Annotated in this window: 19 protein-coding genes; 1 reads left to right on the plus strand and 18 read right to left on the minus strand. The window is 68.9% G+C overall.

The genetic code is table 11. The features are described from left to right. Nucleotides 1–95: 95 nt before the first annotated feature. Nucleotides 96–1,997 carry a glycosyl hydrolase family 18 protein gene (locus tag OG373_RS13595; RefSeq protein ID WP_405438449.1) on the plus strand — a complete coding sequence of 634 codons (1,902 nt, stop codon included), beginning with the start codon at nt 96–98 and terminating at the stop codon, nt 1,995–1,997. A gap of 62 nt (nt 1,998–2,059) precedes the next feature. Here the strand turns inward: OG373_RS13595 and OG373_RS13600 are convergent, their stop codons facing one another. From OG373_RS13600 to OG373_RS13685, 18 genes are all read right to left on the minus strand, one after another. Continuing rightward, nucleotides 2,060–2,506: a DUF2550 domain-containing protein gene (locus OG373_RS13600; RefSeq protein ID WP_397729056.1), complete on the minus strand. Its 447-nt coding sequence runs from the start codon at nt 2,504–2,506 to the stop codon at nt 2,060–2,062. Between the two features lie 164 nt (nt 2,507–2,670). After that, nucleotides 2,671–3,042, minus strand: a complete 372-nt coding sequence (locus OG373_RS13605) for a F0F1 ATP synthase subunit epsilon (protein WP_150259378.1) — start codon at nt 3,040–3,042, stop codon at nt 2,671–2,673. A gap of 135 nt (nt 3,043–3,177) precedes the next feature. After that, entirely contained in the window at nt 3,178–4,620 is a 1,443-nt protein-coding gene (gene atpD / locus OG373_RS13610; RefSeq protein ID WP_397729057.1) for a F0F1 ATP synthase subunit beta, read from the minus strand. Further along, nucleotides 4,620–5,537 carry a F0F1 ATP synthase subunit gamma gene (locus OG373_RS13615; protein WP_215148870.1) on the minus strand — a complete coding sequence of 306 codons (918 nt, stop codon included), beginning with the start codon at nt 5,535–5,537 and terminating at the stop codon, nt 4,620–4,622. The genes atpD and OG373_RS13615 overlap by 1 nt, the downstream gene beginning before the upstream one ends. Nucleotides 5,538–5,557: 20 nt before the next feature. After that, entirely contained in the window at nt 5,558–7,153 is a 1,596-nt protein-coding gene (atpA, locus tag OG373_RS13620; RefSeq protein ID WP_327264468.1) for a F0F1 ATP synthase subunit alpha, read from the minus strand. Nucleotides 7,154–7,283: 130 nt separating this feature from the next. Continuing rightward, a complete protein-coding gene (locus OG373_RS13625; protein ID WP_327416468.1) occupies nt 7,284–8,099 on the minus strand; it encodes a F0F1 ATP synthase subunit delta in 816 nt (271 codons plus the stop codon). Continuing rightward, nucleotides 8,096–8,638 (minus strand): F0F1 ATP synthase subunit B, encoded by a 543-nt coding sequence (locus tag OG373_RS13630; RefSeq protein WP_053705305.1) that lies wholly within the window; start codon nt 8,636–8,638, stop codon nt 8,096–8,098. Before OG373_RS13630 ends, OG373_RS13625 begins: the two co-directional genes overlap by 4 nt. A gap of 40 nt (nt 8,639–8,678) precedes the next feature. Next, the gene (gene atpE, locus OG373_RS13635; protein ID WP_030386954.1) at nt 8,679–8,906 is read right to left on the minus strand and encodes an ATP synthase F0 subunit C; all 228 of its coding nucleotides are present in this window, start codon (nt 8,904–8,906) and stop codon (nt 8,679–8,681) included. An 83-nt stretch (nt 8,907–8,989) separates the two neighbouring features. Then, nucleotides 8,990–9,796, minus strand: coding sequence for a F0F1 ATP synthase subunit A (gene atpB, locus OG373_RS13640; RefSeq protein ID WP_405444043.1), 807 nt, complete (start codon nt 9,794–9,796; stop codon nt 8,990–8,992). 241 nt (nt 9,797–10,037) lie between these two features. Further along, nucleotides 10,038–10,475, minus strand: a complete 438-nt coding sequence (locus OG373_RS13645) for a hypothetical protein (protein WP_053174603.1) — start codon at nt 10,473–10,475, stop codon at nt 10,038–10,040. A gap of 274 nt (nt 10,476–10,749) precedes the next feature. Then, nucleotides 10,750–12,084, minus strand: a complete 1,335-nt coding sequence (locus OG373_RS13650) for an MraY family glycosyltransferase (protein ID WP_397729391.1) — start codon at nt 12,082–12,084, stop codon at nt 10,750–10,752. Nucleotides 12,085–12,188: 104 nt separating this feature from the next. Next, the gene (gene glyA / locus OG373_RS13655) at nt 12,189–13,418 is read right to left on the minus strand and encodes a serine hydroxymethyltransferase (RefSeq protein WP_405438454.1); all 1,230 of its coding nucleotides are present in this window, start codon (nt 13,416–13,418) and stop codon (nt 12,189–12,191) included. Nucleotides 13,419–13,645: 227 nt separating this feature from the next. Next, nucleotides 13,646–14,302: a protein-tyrosine-phosphatase gene (locus OG373_RS13660; RefSeq protein WP_384818115.1), complete on the minus strand. Its 657-nt coding sequence runs from the start codon at nt 14,300–14,302 to the stop codon at nt 13,646–13,648. After that, nucleotides 14,299–14,946, minus strand: coding sequence for an L-threonylcarbamoyladenylate synthase (locus OG373_RS13665; protein ID WP_030386960.1), 648 nt, complete (start codon nt 14,944–14,946; stop codon nt 14,299–14,301). Before OG373_RS13665 ends, OG373_RS13660 begins: the two co-directional genes overlap by 4 nt. Nucleotides 14,947–14,995: 49 nt before the next feature. Next, nucleotides 14,996–15,841: a peptide chain release factor N(5)-glutamine methyltransferase gene (prmC, locus tag OG373_RS13670; protein WP_327383224.1), complete on the minus strand. Its 846-nt coding sequence runs from the start codon at nt 15,839–15,841 to the stop codon at nt 14,996–14,998. 49 nt (nt 15,842–15,890) lie between these two features. After that, the gene (prfA, locus tag OG373_RS13675) at nt 15,891–16,970 is read right to left on the minus strand and encodes a peptide chain release factor 1 (protein ID WP_189973994.1); all 1,080 of its coding nucleotides are present in this window, start codon (nt 16,968–16,970) and stop codon (nt 15,891–15,893) included. 127 nt (nt 16,971–17,097) lie between these two features. Continuing rightward, nucleotides 17,098–17,316 carry a 50S ribosomal protein L31 gene (gene rpmE / locus OG373_RS13680; RefSeq protein ID WP_030386961.1) on the minus strand — a complete coding sequence of 73 codons (219 nt, stop codon included), beginning with the start codon at nt 17,314–17,316 and terminating at the stop codon, nt 17,098–17,100. A gap of 182 nt (nt 17,317–17,498) precedes the next feature. Further along, a complete protein-coding gene (locus tag OG373_RS13685) occupies nt 17,499–18,599 on the minus strand; it encodes an LCP family protein (protein ID WP_405438457.1) in 1,101 nt (366 codons plus the stop codon). Nucleotides 18,600–18,659: the final 60 nt, after the last annotated feature.

An 18,659-nucleotide genomic window follows, 5' to 3' on the forward strand; every position in this document is an offset into this window, starting at 1 on the left:
TTGACGGTTGGTCCAGACCTTTCTACGCTCGCCGCAACACTGTGGTGAGCGTGCCATGACAAAGCGTGCTCACGGGCGGCGCAGGTCCCACCCCCATGTCGCAGTCGGCCCCACGGCTGCGACGGACCTACGGAGGATCACCCTTGAGCACAGCATCCCCACCCCGCACCAGGCGCACCCGGTTCTTCAGCCGAGTCGCGGCCGTCGTGGCCGCGCTCGCCCTGCCCGTCACCGGACTCGTCGCACTGGCCGGCCCGGCCCAGGCAGCCGCCTCCGCGACGGCGACGTACACCAAGGTCTCCGACTGGGGCTCCGGCTTCGAGGGCAAGTGGGTGGTGAAGAACACCGGCACCACCACCCTCAGCAGCTGGACCGTGGAGTGGGACTATCCGGCGGGTACCTCGGTCACCTCGGCCTGGGACGCCACCGTCACCGGCTCGGGCACCCACTGGACCGCCAAGAACCTCGGCTGGAACGGCACGCTCGCCCCCGGCGCGACCGCCAGCTTCGGCTTCAACGGCGCCGGCGGCGGTGCCCCGAGCGGCTGCAGGATCAACGGCGCCTCCTGCGACGGCGGCACCCAGCCCGGCGACAATCCCCCCACCGCTCCCGGCACCCCCACCGCGAGCAACGTCGCCGACACCTCGCTGACCTTGACCTGGCCCCCGGCCACCGACGACAAGGGCGTCAAGAACTACGACGTCTACCGGGGCTCCGCCAAGATCGCCACCGTCACCGGGACCGGCTACGCGGACTCCGGCCTGACCAAGGGCACGACGTACACCTACAGCGTCACCGCCCGCGACACCATCGACCAGACGGGCCCCTCGTCCGGCTCCGCCACGGTCACCACGACCGGCGGGGTCATCCCCCCGGACCCGGGCGGCAAGGTCAAGCTCGGCTACTTCACCAACTGGGGCGTCTACGGACGCAACTACCACGTGAAGAACCTGGTCACCTCGGGCACCGCGGGCAAGATCACCCACATCAACTACGCCTTCGGCAACGTCCAGAACGGCCAGTGCACCATCGGTGACGCCTACGCCGACTACGACAAGGCCTACACCGCCGACCAGAGCGTCGACGGCGTCGCCGACACCTGGGACCAGCCGCTGCGCGGCAACTTCAACCAGCTGCGCAAGCTGAAGAAGGCGTACCCGAACATCAAGATCCTGTGGTCCTTCGGCGGCTGGACCTGGTCAGGCGGATTCCCGCAGGCCGCGGCCAACCCGACCGCCTTCGCCCAGTCCTGCTACAACCTGGTCGAGGACCCGCGCTGGGCCGACGTCTTCGACGGCATCGACCTGGACTGGGAGTACCCGAACGCCTGCGGCCTGTCCTGCGACACCAGCGGAGCGGCCGCCTTCAAGAACCTGATGCAGGCGACCCGGACCAAGTTCGGCGCGAACAACCTGGTCACCGCCGCCATCACCGCCGACGCCTCCAGCGGCGGCAAGATCGACGCGGCCGACTACGGCGGCGCCGCGCAGTACGTCGACTTCTACAACGTCATGACGTACGACTTCTTCGGCGCCTGGGCGGCGCAGGGCCCGACGGCCCCGCACTCCCCGCTCACCTCGTACGCCGGCATCCCGCAGGCCGGCTTCAACTCGGCCGACGCGATCGCCAAGCTCAAGGCCAAGGGCGTCGCAGGAGCCAAGCTGAACCTCGGCATCGGCTTCTACGGCCGCGGCTGGACCGGCGTCACCCAGGCGGCCCCCGGCGGCACCGCCACCGGGCCCGCGCCGGGCACGTACGAGCAGGGCATCGAGGACTACAAGGTGCTCAGGACCAGCTGCCCCGCCACCGGCACCGTCGCCGGCACGGCCTACGCCAAGTGCGGCAGCAACTGGTGGAGCTACGACACCCCCGCCACCATCGCCGGGAAGATGACCTGGGCCAAGCAGCAGGGCCTCAAGGGAGCCTTCTTCTGGGAGTTCAGCGGCGACACCACGAACGGTGAGCTCGCGAACGCGATCCACACCGGGCTGCAGTAAGGACCGAAGCCGGGAAGACGGGTCCGCCCCCGTCTCCCCGGCTTCTTCATGCCCGAAAACCGTCAGGCCACATTCACCCGTTGCCCGGGAGGCGCCGCCTCCAGCCAGGCCAGGAAGCCCGTCAGTGCGTCCTCGCTCATCGCCAGCTCCAGGCGCGTCCCCCGGTGGAGACAGCCCAGCACGACGGCGTCGGAGAGCAGGGCCAGCTCCTCCTCGCCCTCCGGGGCGCGGCGGGCGACGACCTCGATGGAGGAACGCTCCAGCAGCCGGCGCGGCCGCGGGGAGTACGAGAACACCCGGAACCACTCGATCCGGTCACCGCTGTAGCGCGCGACCCCGTACACCCAGCCCTTGCCGGAGATGTCGGGCTCCTCCGACACACCCCAGCGCATGCTGCAGTCGAAGGTGCCGCCGGACCGCTGGATGAGTCTGCGGCGCAGTCCGAACACGAACAGCCCGATCACCACCAGGGCTACGACCAGGCCGCTCACAAGCAGAGCGAGGAGCATCTTCACCGACCTCCTCGCTCATCGAATACGCATGAGAAAAAAACGGACCTGCATCGCCTCAGCCGCGACCCGGTCTGGAAAATTCCAGCACGGACCGCGGCTGAGGTCTGCTGCGTCCCGGAGGTCGCCCTCCGGGACTCAAGCGATCAAACTCCGACGGGCATTCAGCCCGTTACGGCGCGCAGCCGGACATCAGCGCGACGCTCGGCGGCCGCGTCGGCCTCCGCCTTCGCGCGCTCCAGTGCCCGCTCCGCACGCTGGACGTCAATCTCGTCCGCGAGCTCGGCGATCTCGGCCAGCAGGGACAGCTTGTTGTCCGCGAACGAGATGAAACCGCCGTGCACCGCGGCGACGACAGTGTTGCCCTCGCTGGTGCGGATGGTCACCGGGCCCGATTCCAGCACACCGAGAAGCGGCTGGTGACCGGGCATGACGCCGATGTCGCCGGACGTGGTGCGGGCGACAACAAGGGTGGCCTCGCCGGACCAGACATTGCGGTCCGCCGCGACCAGCTCGACGTGCAGCTCAGCAGCCAAGGTGGCTCCTCGGGTCACCACCCGGCGGGTCTGCCGGGTGTTGGGTCAAATTCTAATGGGCGTGGGGAGAGGGACGGGACATACCCGCCCCTCTCCGTGAAACGAACCGATGCGCCCCTCGCGGAGCGCGCCGGATCAGGAGACGCCCAGCTCCTTGGCGTTGGCCTTCAGGTCCTCGATGCCACCGCACAGGAAGAACGCCTGCTCGGGGAAGTGGTCGTAGTCACCGTCGCAGATGGCGTTGAACGCGGTGATCGACTCCTCGAGCGGAACGTCCGAACCGTCCACGCCGGTGAACTGCTTGGCGACGTGGGTGTTCTGCGACAGGAAGCGCTCGACGCGACGGGCACGGTGGACAACGAGCTTGTCCTCCTCGCCCAGCTCGTCGATACCGAGGATCGCGATGATGTCCTGGAGGTCCTTGTACTTCTGCAGGATCCCCTTGACGCGCATCGCCGTGGCGTAGTGGTCCGCCGCGATGTACCGCGGGTCGAGGATGCGGGACGTCGAGTCCAGCGGGTCCACGGCCGGGTAGATGCCCTTCTCGGAGATCGGACGGGAGAGAACCGTCGTCGCGTCGAGGTGGGCGAAGGTGGTCGCCGGCGCCGGGTCGGTCAGGTCGTCCGCGGGGACGTAGATCGCCTGCATCGAGGTGATCGAGTGACCACGGGTCGAGGTGATGCGCTCCTGGAGGAGACCCATCTCGTCGGCCAGGTTCGGCTGGTAACCCACCGCGGAGGGCATACGGCCGAGCAGGGTCGACACCTCGGAACCCGCCTGGGTGTACCGGAAGATGTTGTCGATGAAGAAGAGCACGTCCTGCTTCTGCACATCGCGGAAGTACTCCGCCATGGTCAGACCGGCAAGCGCGACGCGCAGACGGGTGCCCGGGGGCTCGTCCATCTGACCGAAGACAAGCGCCGTCTTGTCGATGACGCCCGAGTCGGCCATTTCCTCGATGAGGTCGTTGCCCTCACGGGTACGCTCACCGACGCCCGCGAACACCGACACACCGTCGTGGTTGTTGGCGACGCGGTAGATCATTTCCTGGATCAGAACGGTCTTGCCGACACCGGCACCACCGAACAGACCGATCTTTCCACCCTTGACGTACGGGGTGAGAAGGTCGATGACCTTGACGCCGGTCTCGAACATCTCGGTCTTCGACTCGAGCTCGTCGAAGCGAGGCGCCTTGCGGTGGATCGGCCAGCGCTCGGTGACGTTGGCGTTCTCCTCCGGGTAGTTCAGCACCTCACCGAGGGTGTTGAACACCTTGCCCTTGGTGAAGTCACCGACGGGGACGGTGATGCCCTCGCCCGTGTCGGTCACCGCGGCCTGGCGGACCAGGCCGTCGGTCGGCTGCATCGAGATGGTGCGGACGATGCCGTCACCCAGGTGCTGCGCGACCTCGAGGGTCAGGGTCTTCAGCGCGCCGTCCTGGGCCGGGTCTGCGACCTGGACCTTGAGGGCGTTGTAGATCTCGGGCATGGCGTCGACGGGGAACTCCACGTCGACGACCGGGCCGATGACCCGGGCGACGCGGCCCGTGGCGGCGGCCGTCTCAACAGTGGTCGTCATTACTTGTCACTCCCCGCGGTCGCGTCAGCCATGGCGCTCGCGCCACCGACGATCTCGCTGATTTCCTGGGTGATTTCGGCCTGGCGGGCCGCGTTGGCAAGCCGGGAGAGGCTCTTGATGAGGTCTCCGGCGTTGTCGGTCGCCGACTTCATCGCGCGGCGGCGGGCGGCGTGCTCGGAAGCGGCCGACTGCAGCAGTGCGTTGTAGATACGGCTCTCGACGTAGCGCGGCAGAAGGGCGTCGAGGACGTCCTCCGCCGACGGCTCGAAGTCGAACAGCGGAAGGATCTCGCCCTTCGCGCCGGTCTCCTCCTCTGCCTTGTCGAGGCTGAGCGGCAGCATCCGGCCGTCGACCGCGTTCTGCGTCATCATCGACACGAATTCCGTGAAGACGACGTGCAGCTCGTCGACGCCGCCCTCGGCCGTGTCCAGCTGGATGGCTTCGATGAGCGGTCCGGCGACGCGCTTGGCGTCGGCGTAGGCCGGGCTGTCGGTGAAGCCGGTCCACGAATCCGCGACCTTGCGCTCGCGGAACCCGAAGTAGGCGACACCCTTGCGGCCGACGATGTACGTGTCGACCTCCTTGCCCTCAGCGCGCAGCCGCTCGGTGAGCCGCTCCGCCTGCTTGATGGCGTTCGAGGAGTAGCCGCCGGCCAGACCGCGGTCGCTCGTGATGAGCAGGATCGCGGCACGGGTCGGCTGCTCGACCTCGGTCGTCAGGGCGTGCTTGGTGTTCGAACCGGTCGCCACCGCGGTCACCGCACGGGTGAGCTCGGTCGCGTACGGCATCGACGCCGCCACCTTGCGCTGCGCCTTGACGATGCGCGAGGCGGCGATCATCTCCATCGCCTTGGTGATCTTCTTGGTCGCCGTGATGGCACGGATGCGACGCTTGTAGACCCGGAGCTGCGCTCCCATGAGTCAGGTCCCTTCCGTCGTCACTTGGAGACGTTGACGGCCGGTGCGTCCTCGCCCAGGAGCTTGCCGTCCGAGGTCTCGAACTGCCGCTTGAAGCCGGTGATGGCGTCCGCGATGGAGGACAGGGTGTCGTCCGACATCTTGCCGCCGTCGGCGATGGAGGTGAGGAGGTCCTTGCGCTCGCGGCGCAGGTGCTCCAGCAGCTCCGACTCGAAGCGACGGATGTCGGCGACCGGGACGTCGTCCATCTTGCCGGTGGTACCGGCCCAGACGGAGACGACCTGCTCCTCGACGGGCATCGGCTGGTACTGGCCCTGCTTCAGCAGCTCGACCAGGCGCTTGCCGCGCTCCAGCGAAGCCTTCGAAGCGGCGTCCAGGTCGGAACCGAAGGCGGCGAACGCCTCCAGCTCACGGTACTGGGCGAGGTCCAGGCGCAGACGGCCGGAAACCTGCTTCATGGCCTTGTGCTGGGCCGAGCCACCGACGCGGGAGACCGAGATACCGACGTTCAGCGCCGGGCGCTGGCCCGCGTTGAACAGGTCGGACTCCAGGAAGCACTGGCCGTCGGTGATGGAGATGACGTTGGTCGGGATGAACGCCGACACGTCGTTCGCCTTGGTCTCGACGATCGGCAGACCGGTCATCGAACCGGCACCCATGTCGTCGGACAGCTTCGCGCAGCGCTCCAGCAGACGGGAGTGCAGGTAGAAGACGTCACCCGGGTAGGCCTCGCGGCCCGGCGGGCGGCGCAGCAGCAGCGACACGGCGCGGTAGGCGTCGGCCTGCTTCGACAGGTCGTCGAAGATGATCAGGACGTGCTTGCCGGCGTACATCCAGTGCTGGCCGATGGCGGAACCGGTGTACGGCGCCAGGTACTTGAAGCCGGCCGGGTCGGACGCCGGGGCGGCGACGATCGTCGTGTACTCGAGCGCACCGGCGTCTTCCAGGGCGCCGCGAACGGACGCGATGGTCGAGCCCTTCTGGCCGATGGCGACGTAGATGCAGCGAACCTGCTTGTTCACGTCGCCCGAGCGCCAGTTGTCGCGCTGGTTGATGATCGTGTCGACGGCCAGAGCGGTCTTACCCGTCTGACGGTCGCCGATGATCAGCTGACGCTGGCCGCGGCCGACGGGGACCATCGCGTCGATGGCCTTGTAGCCGGTCTGCATCGGCTCGTGGACCGACTTGCGGACCATGACGCCGGGGGCCTGCAGCTCGAGGGCGCGGCGGCCTTCGGTCGCGATCTCGCCGAGACCGTCGATCGGGTTGCCGAGCGGGTCGACGACGCGGCCGAGGTAACCCTCGCCGACGCCGACGGAGAGCACCTCACCGGTGCGCTGCACCGGCTGGCCCTCCTCGATACCGCTGAACTCGCCGAGGACGACCGCACCGATCTCGCGCTCCTCGAGGTTGAGGGCGAGACCGAGGGTGCCGTCCTCGAACTTCAGCAGCTCGTTCGCCATGGCGGAGGGCAGGCCCTCCACCTTCGCGATGCCGTCGCCGGCAACGCTGACCGTTCCGACCTCCTCGCGCGAGGCCGCGTCCGGCTGGTACGACTGGACAAAGTTCTCCAGTGCGTCCCGGATCTCCTCCGGCCGGATCGTGAGCTCCGCCATCTGGGTTCCCTGCTCTCCTTGTTGGGCCTGAAGCTTCTTAGGGGTCTGGGGGCGACCCCCAGGAATCTTCTGCAAGTTCTGCACGGCCCAACCGGGCCGCTAGGAATGCTTTTGTTCTTTTGGTGGCTGGTCAGCCGGCCATGCGGCGCGACGCCTCGGCGAGGCGGTCCGCGATGGTGCCGTCGATGACCTCGTCGCCGACTCGCACCGAGATCCCGCCGAGGACCTCGGGGTCCACGTCGAGGTTCAGGTGCATCTGGCGGCCGTACAGCTTGGCCAGCACCGCGCCGAGACGCGTCTTCTGCACGTCGCTGAGCGGAACCGCGCTGGTCACGGTGGCGACCATGCGGTCACGGCGCTCGGCGGCGAGCTTGGAAAGGGACTCGAGTCCCGCTTCCAGGCTACGTCCACGCGGGTGCGTGACAAGACGGATCACCAGGCGCTCGGTGACGGCGTTCACCTTGCCGCCGAGCAGGCTGCGCAGCAGCTCGCTCTTGGCGGAGGCGGTCGCCGCGCGGTCGGTCAGCGCGGAACGCAGCTCGGTGCTCGAGGAGACGATCCGGCCGAACCGGAACACCTCGTCCTCGACGTTGTCGAGCGCGTCGCCCTGCTGGGCCGCCGTGAGGTCGGCGGTGGCCGCCAGCTCCTCCAGCGAGTCCACCAGGTCGCGGGACTGCGACCAGCGGGACCGGACCATGCCGGACACCAGGTCGAGGGTCTCCCCGCCGACCTGACCGCCGAGCAGCCGACCGGCCAGCTCGGCCTTGGCCTCGCCGGACTGCGCCGGGTCGGTGAGGACCCGACGCAGCGAGACCTCACGGTCGAGCAGCGCGGTGACGGCAGCCAGCTCACCGGCGAGCTTCGCCGCGTCGACGGACGTGTTGTCCGTCAGCGCGTCGAGACGCTCACGCGCGGAGGCCAGCGCCTCGCGGCTCGCTCCGTTCATCGGGCCGCCTCGGCCTTCTCCTCGAGCTCGCTGAGGAAACGGTCGATCGTGCGGCTCTGCCGGGCGTGGTCCTCAAGGGACTCGCCGACGAGCTTTCCGGCCAGGTCGGTGGCGAGCTTGCCCACGTCCTGACGCAGCGCCTGGGAAGCGGCCTTACGGTCGGCCGCGATCTGGGCGTGGCCGGCAGCGATGATCTCCTCACGCTGCCGCTGGCCCTCTGCGCGCAGTTCTTCCTTGAGCGCAGTGCCCTGCTCCAGCGCTTCCTGGCGCAGGCGCGCGGCCTCGTGCCGGGCTTCGGCGAGCTGGGCCTTGTACTGCTCCAGGACGCTCTGGGCCTCGGTCTGGGCGGATTCCGCCTTCTCGATACCGCCTTCGATGGCCTCGCGGCGCTCTTCCAGAACCTTGTTGATGTTCGGGAGAAGCTTCTTCGCGAGGAAACCGAAGACGATGACGAAGGCGAGCAGACCGATGACGAGCTCGGGGATCGGCGGGACGAGGGGGTTACCCGGCTCCTCGGCCGCGAGAACCAGGAGGTTCACATCAGTGCCTTTCGTCGATTCGGACTAGTCGTGGGGTTCGTCAGCTGTAGACGAACGGCATGACCAGACCGATGAGGGCGAGCGCCTCACAGAAGGCGAAGCCGAGGATCTGGTTGGCGCGGATCAGACCGGCAGCTTCGGGCTGACGGGCGAGCGCCTGGGTGCCGTTACCGAAGATGATGCCGACGCCGACGCCGGGGCCGATGGCCGCGAGGCCGTAGCCCACGGAGCTGAGGGAACCGGTGACGGCAGCAAGGGTCTGGGACATGCCAGTTCTTCCTTCTCTTTCACGGACCGGTGGGGGTTGGCCACCGGACGACTGGGGGGATTGCTTGGAGCGGCGGGTCGAGCTCAGTGGTGCTCGGCGAGCGCGCCCTGCAGGAAGCTGCAAGCCAGGAGCACGAAGACGTAGGCCTGGACAGCCTGGATGAAGAGTTCGAACGCGGTCATCACGATGACCATGACGAACGAGACGCCCGCGTAGGCGATGCCGATCCCGTTCAGCAGGTACCAGCTGGCGATGGTGAACAGCAGCAGCAGGGTGTGTCCGGCGAACATGTTCGCGAACAGTCGGACCGCGTGGGTGAAGGGGCGGACCAGGACGTTCGAGAAGAACTCGATCACCATGACCAGCGGCAGAATCCCGCCGAGCGACTTGTCGTAGCCGGTGATGTTCTTGAAGCCGCCGACGAAGCCGTGGCGCTTGAAGGTCACCGACATCCACATGATGTAGATGACGAGGGCCAGGCCGGCCGGATACGCGATGACCGCGGTCACCGGGAACTGGGCGATCGGAACGATGGACCAGAGGTTCATCATCCAGACGAAGAAGAACGTCGCGACCATGAAGGGGACGTACTTCTCGCCTTCCTTCTTGCCCATCGTCTCGTAGACGATGCCGCGGCGCACGAAGTCGTAGCCGGCCTCGGCGACCATCTGCAGCTTGCCCGGGACGACCTTCGGCTTCCGGAACGCAGCCCAGAAGAAGCCGACGATGATGATCGAGCCCAGCAGGGCCAGCAGCATCGTCTTGTTGAAGTACAGGCCGCTGTCGTCACCGAAGATCGGCTTGAACAGGAACGAGTACAGGGTCGGGCCCGGGAAGCCGCAGCCAGTGCCGTCTTCGAAATGACAATTGATCTCGAAGGCGAGCGTCATGTCAGCAGCACTCACCGCAGGGCTCCTTCAGCGTGGCGCATAGGTACGGCAACCTCGTTGTGTCGGCGCGGCGCGCAGCCGCGGTTCGGCACTGGACTGGTGTAACGGATGGTGGGGCGGCAGTCAGGCATCGAGCCTCGCGATGGAACAGGCGTCAGCTCAGATGCCCGCGCCCGCAGTGCCGCAGTTGGCACCGGACGATAGCAGGATCTCGAACGCCCACTTATCCCGGCCCTACCCTTCACGACTTCGGCCCCGGATTTTCGGGCTTGTCGCCCTTCACCGAGTCCGGTTCGACGTAAAGAATCTTGGCCTTCATGTGAGCACGGGTCTGCGCGCCGATCCACACCAGGGTGGTGGCGACGAGCGTGATCGCGAACGCCTTGGGGTTGAACAGGGTGGTGTTCTTGAACGCCGCGACAAACACGAAGAGCAGCAGGATCTGGGCCGTATAGAGCATGAGCCCCATGGCCTGGAAGAGATGCGGAAGTGATTTCGCCGTGCGCTGCAGAACGACGAATCCGATGCCCATGAACAGAATCACGACCAGCGTCGCGACAACGGCTCCGACTGCACCCTTGCTGCCGACGACCAACGCGCTGATCACGGCGGCGACAGCGCCGGCTACAGCTGTGGGTACGGCGGCTTGCAGGAGGAGTCGGACGTCATCTGACCGCATGGCGGTTTGCTCCGCGTGGTGGTGGGGGCACTGGACTCGTACGGGACGAGCGTAAGCCCGGTCCGAGAGAGAACCTCGGGCCAAGGGACCGTCGCACTACGGTCCTTCGGCTCTGTCGCCGGGTTTAGTGAACGGTATCACAAACTATTTGATGAGAGCTTTACCTGCTAGGTGTGCCGACTGTCACACATGAGAGTGACCCTGCGCGTGTGTGCGCGACAGGAAGGCGTCTTGTCTGGTAAAGGCCATCCATGTCCGACATGCGACCAGGTGGTCAGCGGGTGGATTCAGCCTTACGCCGGTCGGGGAAGCGCGAACGGGGGCCCACGGCGGTCGCTCCGTTGACGCCGGAGACGCCCGCGGCGACGGGCCTCGCGGGCTCCGGCTCCTGGCCCGAGGTGTCCTGTGCGGCGGCCTCGGCCGCGCGCTCGGCGTGGCGGTACCGCGGCGGAACCAGACTCTCCGCCCAGCGCGGGGCGCGCGGGGTGAAGCGCGGCAGGAGCAGCAGGATCAGGCCCACCGCGCTCAGGGCGGCGATCGCCAGCACGATCCACATCGTGGCGGAGTGCACCGAGTAGGCCACCGTGCCGAAGGCGATCAGGCCCGACCAGAAGTACATGATCAGGACCGCGCGGCTGTGCGAATGCCCGAGTTCCAGCAGCCGGTGGTGGAGGTGCCCGCGGTCGGCCGCGAAGGGCGACTGGCCCTTCCAGGTGCGCCGGACGATGGCCAGGACCAGGTCCGCCATCGGGATCGCGATGATCGTCAGGGGCAGGATCAGCGGGATGAAGACCGGGAGCATCGCGTGCGTCGCGTTGCGCTCGCCCTGGGCGTACAGGGCCAGCGCGTCGGGGTCCACCTGACCGGTGATGGAGATGGCGGCGGCGGCGAGCACGAGGCCGATGAGCATCGAGCCGGAGTCGCCCATGAAGATCCGGGCGGGATGCATGTTGTGCGGCAGGAAGCCGAGGCACATGCCCATCAGGATCGCGGCGAAGAGCGTGGCGGGCGCGGCCGCCTCGATGCCGTAGCCGAACCAGATCCGGTACGCGTACATGAAGAACGCGGCGGCGGCGATGCAGACCATGCCGGCGGCGAGGCCGTCGAGACCGTCGACGAAGTTCACCGCGTTGATGGTGATCACGACGAGCGCCACGGTGAGCAGGTTGCCCTGCCACTGGGTGAGCGCGACCGTGCCGATGAAGGGCACCGGGATCCACAGGATGGTCAGGCCCTGCATCACCATCACGCCGGCGGAGATCATCTGCGCGCCGAGCTTGATGAGCGCGTCGATCTCGAACTTGTCGTCGAGCACACCGATCAGCCAGATCAGCGCGGCGCCGGAGAGCAGTGCCCGTGGTTCGTTCGACAGCTCGAAGACGCCGTTGAGGTTCGTCAGGTGGTCGGCGACCAGCAGTCCCGCGCACAGGCCGCCGAACATCGCGATGCCGCCGAGCCGCGGTGTGGGCTCGCGGTGGACGTCGCGGGCACGGATCTCCGGCATGGCCCCGGCCGCGATCGCGAACTTCCGCACGGGCCCGGTCAGCAGGTAGGTCACCGCGACCGTGACGCAAAGCGTCAGCAGATATTCACGCACGGGCTGCCCCAGATGTATCGCCGGCCATCTCAGCCCCACACATTAGCTGCGATGTGACCACCTTCGAGGACGCGAGGGGGCGCTATCCCGGTTCCAGTACGCCCCGCTTGTCCCGTTTACTCCCCGTAAGGGGGAAATCCCGTCGTGAGCTCGCCGACCTCCGTACGTGTTTTCGCGCCATCTCCGTGCAGCGCCGCGGCGAACAACGCCGCGATCCGGACCATCTCCGCCTCCCCCATCCCCTGGGTGGTCACGGCGGCCGTTCCCAGCCGCACGCCGCGCTGGTCCCCGTACGGGAGGGCGCAGGTGTCCAGCACGATCCCCGCGGCCGCCAGCCGGCCGCGGGCGGTCGGGCCGTCCACACCCAGCGGCGCCGGATCGGCGGTGATCAGGTGAGTGTCGGTACCACCCGTGGTGATGGCGAAGCCCCGCTCCTGGAGGGCCGCCGTCAGGGCCCGGGCATTGGCGACGACCCGGTGGGCGTACGTGGTGAAGGCCGGCCGGGCCGCCTCGCCGAAGGCCACGGCCTTGGCGGCGATGGTGTGCATCTGCGCCCCGCCCTGGGTGAAGGGGAACACCGCCCGGTCGATGCGCTCGGCGTACTCCGCCCCGCACAGCACCATTCCGCCCCGCGGACCGCGCAGCACCTTGTGCGTGGTCGCGCAGACGATGTCGGCGTACGGGACGGGACTGGGCGCGGCCCCGCCCGCCACCAGCCCGATGGGATGGGCGGCGTCCGCGATGAGGTAGGCCCCCACCTCGTCGGCGATCTCCCGGAAGGCCGAGTACTCGGGGTGGCGGGAGTAGGAGATCGAGCCGCACACGATCGCCTTGGGCCGGTGCGTGTGGGCGAGGTGCTGCACCTGCCGGTAGTCGATGAGACCGGTCTCGGCGTCGAGCCCGTACCCGACGAAGTCGAACCACCGCCCGGAGAAGTTGGCGGGCGAGCCGTGCGTGAGGTGACCGCCGTACGGGAGCCCCATCGCCAGCACGGTGTCCCCGGGGCGCAGCAGGGCGGCGTACGCGGCGAGGACGGCGGAGGAGCCGGAGTGCGGCTGCACGTTCGCGTGCTCGGCCCCGAAGAGCGCCTTGGCCCGTTCCACCGCGATCCGCTCGGCCAGATCCGCGTACTCGCACCCGCCGTGGTGCCGGGCGCCCGGGTAGCCCTCGGCGTACTTGTTGGCGAGGGCGGACCCGAGCGCGGCGAGCACGGCGGTCGAGGTGAAGTTCTCCGCGGCGCTCATCTGCAACGTGTCGGCCTGCCGCTGCCGCTCCCCGGCCAGTACGTCGGCCATCTGCGGGTCCTGCATGCGCAGCAGGTCCGTGGGCTGGGTGATGACGCTCATGGCGCGACTCCAGGGGTACCGGGTATCAGCCACTTTAGGCCCGCGGGCGCCGCCGTGCCCTGTCGGCGCGGGGCGGGCCCCTCCTCGGCGCGGCACTCGCGCCGGACGCGACCCCGGCGCGGGGCGGTCACGCCCGTCAGGGCCGTGACGACCGGGTGCGGCGCCTGGTCTGGCCCCTCCCCGGCAGGGCACCCGCACCGCTGCGCCGGCCTTCGGCCGACGAACGCTCAGCGTGCGGCCGTCACGCCGGTCAGAGCCGTGACGACCGGGTCCAGCGCCTGGTTGATCTCGTCGCCGATCGAGCGGAAGAAGGTGATCGGCGCCCCGTACGGGTCGTACACCTCGTCCGCGTCCGGCGACGGCGCCAGCAGCCAGCCGCGCAGTGCCGCGGCGGCCCGGACCAGCGCACGGGCCCGCTCCGCCATGCCGTCGTCCAGCGGCGGCAGCGTGGCCGGATCTATCGCCCGGACCAGACGGGTGAACTCCTTCAGCGTGAAGGTGCGCAGACCCGCCGAGTGGCCCATCGAGATGACCTGGGCCCGGTGGTCACGGGTGGCGGTCAGCACCAGGTCCGCGCGTATGACGTGCTCGTCCAGCAGTTCCCGTCCGGTGAACCCGGACGCGTCGGCCCCGAAGTCCGCCAGCACGGCGGCCGCGTTCGCCTCCATCGGGGCGCCCTCGTGGCCCCAGGTGCCGGCGCTCTCCACGATGAGGTCGCCGGTGACCGGGCCGCCGAGGCGGTGCGAGAGGGCATGCCGCGTCAGCCGCTCGGTGATGGGCGAGCGGCACACGTTCCCCGTGCTGACGTGGAGTATGCGGAAAGTGCTTCCCCCGGCTACCGGCGGGCGGTACCCCCCTGCTATGCCACGCCCCTCAGGGCTCACGGGGCGACCTCGAGGTCGGGTACGACCTCCCGCAGCTGGTCTGCGGTGAGCGCCCCCTCGCGGAGCAGGACGGGAACCTTCCCGGTGACGTCGACGATCGACGACGGCTGGATGCCGGGCGTCGGGCCGCCGTCCAGGTACACGGACACGGAGTCCCCGAGCATCTCGCGCGCGGCGTCGCAGTCCTCGGGCGCCGGGTGCCCGGACAGGTTGGCCGAGGACACCGCCATCGGGCCGACCTCGGTCAGCAGCTCGATCGCGACGGGGTGCAGGGGCATGCGTACGGCCACGGTGCCGCCGGTGTCGCCCAGGTCCCACGCCAGCGACGGCTGGTGCTTGGCGACCAGCGTCAGCGCGCCCGGCCAGAAGGCGTCGACGAGCTCCCAGGCCTGCTCGGAGAAGTCCGTGACGAGGCCGTGGAGCGTGTTCGGGGAGCCGATGAGCACCGGGGTGGGCATGCCGCGGCCCCGGCCCTTGGCGGCGAGCAGGTCGTGGACGGCCTCCGGGCTGAAGGCGTCCGCGCCGATCCCGTACAGGGTGTCGGTGGGCAGCACGACGAGCTCGCCGCGGCGCACGGCGGATGCGGCTTCACGCAGACCCGTCTTACGGTCCGTCGCGTCGTTGCAGTCGTATCGCCGGGCCATCAGCGGGCCTCCTCGTGCAGCAGGTGGGTGGCGGAAAACGTCGCGCCGGTCACGGCAGGGCCTTGCGGGCGGTCGCGAAGCGCGGGCGGTTGTTGAGGTCCGGGTGGTCGGCCGCGTCGGCCCAGCCCCGCTCCTCGGCGAAGATCCACGGCACCTGGCCGCCCTGGGTGTCGGCGTGCTCGATGACGACGATGCCGCCGGGCCGCAGCAGCCGGTGGGCGGTGCGTTCGATACCGCGGATGGTGTCGAGGCCGTCCTCGCCGGAGAAGAGCGCCATCTCCGGATCGTGGTCGCGGGCCTCGGGGGCGACGTACTCCCACTCGGTGAGCGGGATGTACGGCGGGTTGGAGATGACCAGGTCGACCTGGCCGTCGAGCTCGGGCAGCGCGCTCAGGGCGTCGCCCTGGTGGACGGTGACCCGTGAGCCCTCGGCGTTCTTGCGGGTCCACCGCAGGGCGTCCTCGGACAGCTCGACCGCGTGCACGCGCGAGCGCGGCACCTCCTGGGCCATGGCCAGCGCGATCGCGCCGGAGCCGGTGCACAGGTCCACGATCAGCGGCTCGACGACGTCCATCGCGCGGACGGCGTGTATGGCCCAGTCCACGACCGATTCGGTCTCGGGCCGGGGCACGAAGACCCCGGGCCCGACCTGGAGCTCCAGGTACCGGAAGAAGGCGCGGCCGGTGATGTGCTGGAGCGGCTCACGGGCTTCTCGGCGGGCGACGGCCTCCCAGTAGCGGGCGTCGAAGTCCGTGTCCTTGACGTGGTGCAGTTCCCCCCGTTTGACGCCGTGCACGAAGGCGGCGAGCTCCTCCGCGTCGAAGCGCGGTGAGGGCACGCCGGCGGCGGCCAGCCGCTGGGTGGCCTGGGCCACCTCGGCAAGCAGCAAGTTCACGCTGGTCCTCCGGGCTGCTGTCGTACGGGGGGATGGTACGGGGATCGGGTCAGTGCGCGGCCGCGAGCTTGGCCGCGGAGTCCGTGTCCACGCAGGCCTGGATGACCGGGTCGAGGTCACCGTCGAGCACTTGGTCCAAGTTGTACGCCTTGAAACCGGTCCGGTGGTCCGAGATCCGGTTTTCCGGGTAGTTGTACGTACGGATCTTCTCGGAACGGTCCACGGAGCGCACCTGGCTGCGGCGCACGTCCGAGGCCTCCTGCTCGGCGGCCTCCTGGGCGGCGGCCAGGAGCCGCGAGCGCAGGATGCGCATGGCCTGCTCCTTGTTCTGGAGCTGGCTCTTCTCGTTCTGGCAGGAGGCGACCACACCGGTGGGGAGGTGCGTGATGCGCACGGCCGAGTCGGTGGTGTTGACGGACTGGCCGCCGGGGCCGGACGAGCGGTACACGTCGATGCGGAGGTCGTTCATGTTGATCTCGACCTCGACCTCCTCGGCCTCCGGGGTGACGAGCACGCCGGCGGCGGAGGTGTGGATGCGGCCCTGGGACTCGGTGGCCGGCACCCGCTGGACGCGGTGCACGCCGCCCTCGTACTTCAGGCGGGCCCACACGCCCTGGCCGGGCTCGGTGGCGCCGTTGCCGCCCTTGGTGCGGACGGAGACCTGGACGTCCTTGTAGCCGCCGAGCTCGGACTCGGTGGCGTCGATGATCTCGGTCTTCCAGCCCACGCGCTCGGCGTAGCGCAGGTACATGCGCAGCAGGTCGCCGGCGAACAGGGCGGACTCGTCGCCGCCCGCGCCCGCCTTGACCTCGAGGAGCACGTCCTTGTCGTCGCTGGGGTCGCGCGGAACGAGCAGCAGGCGGAGCTTCTCGGTGAGCTCCTCGCGCTGTGCGGTCAGTTCCTTGGCCTCGGCCGCGAAGTCGGGGTCGTCCGCAGCGAACTCCTTGGCCGTCTCGATGTCCTCGGCGGACTGCTTCCAGGCGCGGAAGGTCGCGACGATCGGGGTCAGCTCCGCGTAGCGCTTGTTCAGCTTGCGCGCGTTGGCCTGATCCGAGTGGACCGAAGGGTCGGCGAGCTTCTTCTCAAGATCGGCGTGTTCGCCGACCAATTCCTCGACCGCTTCGAACATCGGGGGGCTCCTGGGGTGAAAGTGCGAAGGACTGCAGGGGGGGGACGTGACGGAACGACGACAAAGGCGCCGGTCCGGCCGCCCCCGAGTGGACAGGGGGCGGCCGGAGACCGGCGCCTGGGTCGCGCTACTTCTTGGCCGCACCCTTGCCGAAGCGCGCCTCGAAGCGGGCCACACGGCCACCGGTGTCGAGGATCTTCTGCTTGCCCGTGTAGAACGGGTGGCACTCGGAGCAGACCTCGGCTCGGATGGAGCCCTCGGTCAGGGTGCTACGGGTGGTGAACGACGCGCCACAGGTGCAGCTGACCTGGGTCTCGACGTACTGGGGGTGAACATCGCGCTTCAAGGTGTCTCCTAGATTCGGGAGGGCGCCGGGTCGCAGGAGCCGAATTGCGCACTGCGTGAACCGGGGCCGACAGACCAGTCTGCCAGGACCGGGCTGCCTGTCAAAATTCTGAGGACGCCTCCCTCAACGGGGAGGGGCCGCCATCTATTCCGCACCGGCCCGCGGCCGGTGCGGAGCGGGTCCTACTGGACGATGGACCCGGCCGCGCTCTTGTCGCCGGCGGAGTTCACGGTGGCCTCGGCCGGGATGGGCCGGTCGGCCAGCAGGGCGTCCCAGACCATCTTGGTCTCCTTGGTCAGGGGGGCCACGCGATTGGCGTCACGGGCGTCCGTGGTGACCGGCAGCGTGATCATCTGCATGTCCTGGGCGTCGATGCCCTGGAGGCCCTGGGCGAAGCCCATGAGGGATTTCACATCACCGAGCGCCTTGTCGGTGGTGATCGCCTTGGTGGCGGAGTCGGCGAGGTCGAGCAGCTTCTTCGGGTTGTCGAAGAGCCCGATGCCCTTGACCTGCTTGATCAGCGCCTTGATGAAGGCCTGCTGCAGCTGTATTCGGCCCAGGTCGCTGCCGTCGCCGACGCTCTTGCGGGTGCGTACGAGGCCGAGGGCCTGCTCCCCGTTGAGCTTGTTGGTGCCCGCCGCCAGGTCGAGGTGGCTGGCGCCGTCCTTGATCGGCTTGGTGGTGGTCACCTCGACGCCGCCGAGGTTGTCGATGATCTTCTTGAAGCCGGTGAAGTCGACCTCGATGTAGTGATCCATGCGGATCCCCGACATCTTCTCGACGGTCTTGACCGCGCAGGCGGCCCCGCCGACGGTGAACGCCTCGTTGAACTGGGTGCGCGAGCCGCCCGGGTCGGTCTTCCCGCCGGTCGTCGTGCACGAGGGGCGGGCGATCATGGTGTCGCGCGGTATGGACACGACGCTGGCCTTCTCGTGGCCCTCGTACAGGTGGATGATCATCGCCGTGTCGGAGCGGGCGGAGCCTCCGTCGTCCTGGCCGTACTCGCCGTTGGCTCCGCCTCGGGAGTCGGAGCCGAGGACGAGTATGTCCATCGAGCCGTTGTCGACGTTCTGCGGACGGTCGGTGCCGAGCGCCTGGTCGATGTCGACGGTCTTCAGGTTGCCGTTGAACTTGAAGTAGAAGTATCCGAGGCCCCCGCCTCCCAGCAGGACCACCCCCGCGGCGCTCCAGGCGGCGATGGCGAGGGCCCTGCGGCGCTTCGCCGGCTTGCGTCGGCGCCGGGCCGCGGCGCGCCCGCCGTGGTCCTTGCTCTCCTCGGTCATGCTCTCCTCAGTCCTCAGTCCTCGGTCCGGTCCCCTGGCCGTTCCGGCCCGCCGTCCACC

The organism is Streptomyces avidinii (assembly GCF_045161815.1).
Lineage (GTDB): Bacteria > Actinomycetota > Actinomycetes > Streptomycetales > Streptomycetaceae > Streptomyces > Streptomyces avidinii.

What these genes read in the sequence shown, in the direction of transcription:
- OG373_RS13595 (WP_405438449.1), top strand. Translation starts at nt 96, where the DNA reads ATGTCGCAGTCGGCCCCACGGCTGCGACGGACCTACGGAGGATCACCC.
- OG373_RS13600 (WP_397729056.1), bottom strand. Translation starts at nt 2,506, where the DNA reads ATGCTCCTCGCTCTGCTTGTGAGCGGCCTGGTCGTAGCCCTGGTGGTG.
- atpD (WP_397729057.1), bottom strand. Translation starts at nt 4,620, where the DNA reads ATGACGACCACTGTTGAGACGGCCGCCGCCACGGGCCGCGTCGCCCGG.
- OG373_RS13615 (WP_215148870.1), bottom strand. Translation starts at nt 5,537, where the DNA reads ATGGGAGCGCAGCTCCGGGTCTACAAGCGTCGCATCCGTGCCATCACG.
- atpA (WP_327264468.1), bottom strand. Translation starts at nt 7,153, where the DNA reads ATGGCGGAGCTCACGATCCGGCCGGAGGAGATCCGGGACGCACTGGAG.
- OG373_RS13625 (WP_327416468.1), bottom strand. Translation starts at nt 8,099, where the DNA reads ATGAACGGAGCGAGCCGCGAGGCGCTGGCCTCCGCGCGTGAGCGTCTC.
- atpE (WP_030386954.1), bottom strand. Translation starts at nt 8,906, where the DNA reads ATGTCCCAGACCCTTGCTGCCGTCACCGGTTCCCTCAGCTCCGTGGGC.
- atpB (WP_405444043.1), bottom strand. Translation starts at nt 9,796, where the DNA reads ATGACGCTCGCCTTCGAGATCAATTGTCATTTCGAAGACGGCACTGGC.
- OG373_RS13645 (WP_053174603.1), bottom strand. Translation starts at nt 10,475, where the DNA reads ATGCGGTCAGATGACGTCCGACTCCTCCTGCAAGCCGCCGTACCCACA.
- glyA (WP_405438454.1), bottom strand. Translation starts at nt 13,418, where the DNA reads ATGAGCGTCATCACCCAGCCCACGGACCTGCTGCGCATGCAGGACCCG.
- OG373_RS13665 (WP_030386960.1), bottom strand. Translation starts at nt 14,946, where the DNA reads ATGGCCCGGCGATACGACTGCAACGACGCGACGGACCGTAAGACGGGT.
- prfA (WP_189973994.1), bottom strand. Translation starts at nt 16,970, where the DNA reads ATGTTCGAAGCGGTCGAGGAATTGGTCGGCGAACACGCCGATCTTGAG.
- OG373_RS13685 (WP_405438457.1), bottom strand. Translation starts at nt 18,599, where the DNA reads ATGACCGAGGAGAGCAAGGACCACGGCGGGCGCGCCGCGGCCCGGCGC.